General features: G+C 65.7%; 1 protein-coding gene. It reads right to left on the bottom strand.

Features of this window, described 5'->3' with window-relative positions:
• Positions 1 to 105 precede the first annotated feature (105 nt).
• The gene (gene ltrA, locus DD1DGNOD_RS10675; protein WP_131770017.1) at positions 106 to 1,479 is read right to left on the bottom strand and encodes a group II intron reverse transcriptase/maturase; all 1,374 of its coding nucleotides are present in this window, start codon (positions 1,477 to 1,479) and stop codon (positions 106 to 108) included.
• Between the last annotated feature and the right edge of the window lie 604 nt (positions 1,480 to 2,083).

The raw sequence follows: 2,083 nt of genomic DNA on the forward strand, positions 1-2,083 counted from the left end.
CCTGGATATCAAGGGTTGGGTAGGGAGCTGGCGCGGTGACGGATGACCGTTCCGTTTCCAGCTCCCTCCCGTCGATTCCGTGCATGCGGTTCTCCCGCACACGGCTCACCGACGTCTTTCACCGCCGGCATTCGGTGATCTCCAGGGACGGTTTGGCCTGGGAGCGAGCACGGTCCCGGCAAGGTTGAGCAGCCCGAAGTGGTCGGGTGAGGCGTAGGCCACAATCCGCCAGCCCCACGCCCGGCTGCGTTTGTGACGGTTCGCCACGAAGATCGCAGCCCGGTGCAGGGCGTAGGTCTGCATCTTGTCGAACATCCGGGCGGAGTTTCCGTAGCGGAAGTAGCCAGCCCAGCCGCGCAGGAAGGCGTTCACCTGCCGTATGACGGTGTCGACCGGCACCAGTAGCCGCGACCGGGCCGTCAGTTCCCGGATCCGGTCACGAGCGTGCTGAGCCGCCTTGCGGGAGGGCCAGCGGGCAAGAAAGACGACACGCTTGGCCCCGGTCCGACCCCGAGCGCGCACCAGCCGATGGTGGAAACCGAGGAAATCGAATCCCTCGCCGCCTTCGGTCAGATGCACGATCCGGGTCTTTGCTGCCTTCGGCTCCAGGCCGAGATCGGCCAGCAGGGCTGTGATCCGCGCGAGCGCGTGGTCGGCCTGCTGCCGGGATTCACACATCACCACGAGATCGTCGATATAACGGACCAGCGTCCCGTCCCGGCCGCGATCCCATGCCCGGTCGAGCCGGTGCAGGTAGACGTTAGCCATGAGGGGCGAGACGCATCCCCCTTGGGGAGTACCGGTCACTACTCGACGCGGTGACCCGCCTTCCAACACCCCGGCTTCCAGAAAGGCACGCACCAGGGCGAGGGTTTTCCGGTCACAGACTCGTTCCTCGACCGCCTGCATCAACTTGTCGTGTGGAATCGCCTCGAAACAGTTGGCGACGTCCGTTTCCACCACCCAGCGTCGGCCCCGCCAGGACTCATCCAGCAGCACCTGGAGGGCATCGTGCGTGCTCCGTTTCGGCCGAGCGCCGAACGAGCACCCAAGGAAATCAGCTTCGAAGACCGACTCGAGTACGATCTTCAAAGCTGTCTGCACGATCCGGTCGCGTACTGCGGGAATTGACAACGGCCGCCGCTCTTCCGATCCGGGTTTGGGGATGAACACCCGCCGGGCCGGCAGCGGACGGTAGCTGCCGTCCTGCAGTTCGCAGACCAGCTCGTCGAGGAGCCGGTCCACGCCGTACCCCTCGACCATGCTCAGGGTGATGTTGTCGATGCCGGCTGCGCCGCGGTTGCGGCGCACCTGCTCCCACGCCCGCGCCACGACATCTTTGCGGTAGACCTTGTCGTGCAGCGTGTGGAACCGCCGTCCGGGATCGGCCTTGGCCGCCCGGTAAAGCGCATGCTGCAAGGCGCGGACCCTGTCCCCTCGGACAGCCGCCAGGGTGGACCTAGCCGTAACGGCACTCACCGATCCGTCATCCTCACATCCAGCGCGTAGACGAAGTAGCGGCCCTTCCCTCACCGACGGTTATGTTGTCCGTCCGGCTCGACCGGTAATATGGCCGCCTCCGACGCCCTCCCGGCACGATCGCCCATTTCCCGGTTCCTCACCGGTTATAGGACGTCGCCGTTCCGCAGGTCTCCGCGGCCTGTTTCGGCCGGGGAGGGCCTCCCCAGTTCCCGCCGTCGCTGTCTGAACGTTCCGTGCCCCCTACGCCGGGGAGTTCCTCGCGGATGCATTCCAGGATCTTCACCGCTTCCGTGGCCTTCGCCCTGATTGAAGGGGCTCAGTTCTCCCTCTTCCCACCTTGCGGCGGGCACTTTAACGGCGCTGCAGGCTTCGCTTTATGCTACGGACCGTCCAGTCGCTCCCCCTTCTCAGGGCTTTTGACGTTGCGCTTCGACGCCGGGCGTTTCCCCCCGACGCCGGCAACCTGCTACCGGGCCTCCTGGCAGTTACCCGGACCGGACTCCCACCGGCAAGCGACGACGAGCTTCAGATCACGTCATGGCCTCACGGGCCACCTCCTGATCACTGGGCGCACTCAATCACCCAGGCGTAACGCCAGCAG

Source organism: Candidatus Protofrankia californiensis, from assembly GCF_900634765.1.
Classification (GTDB): Bacteria; Actinomycetota; Actinomycetes; order Frankiales; family Frankiaceae; genus Protofrankia; species Protofrankia californiensis.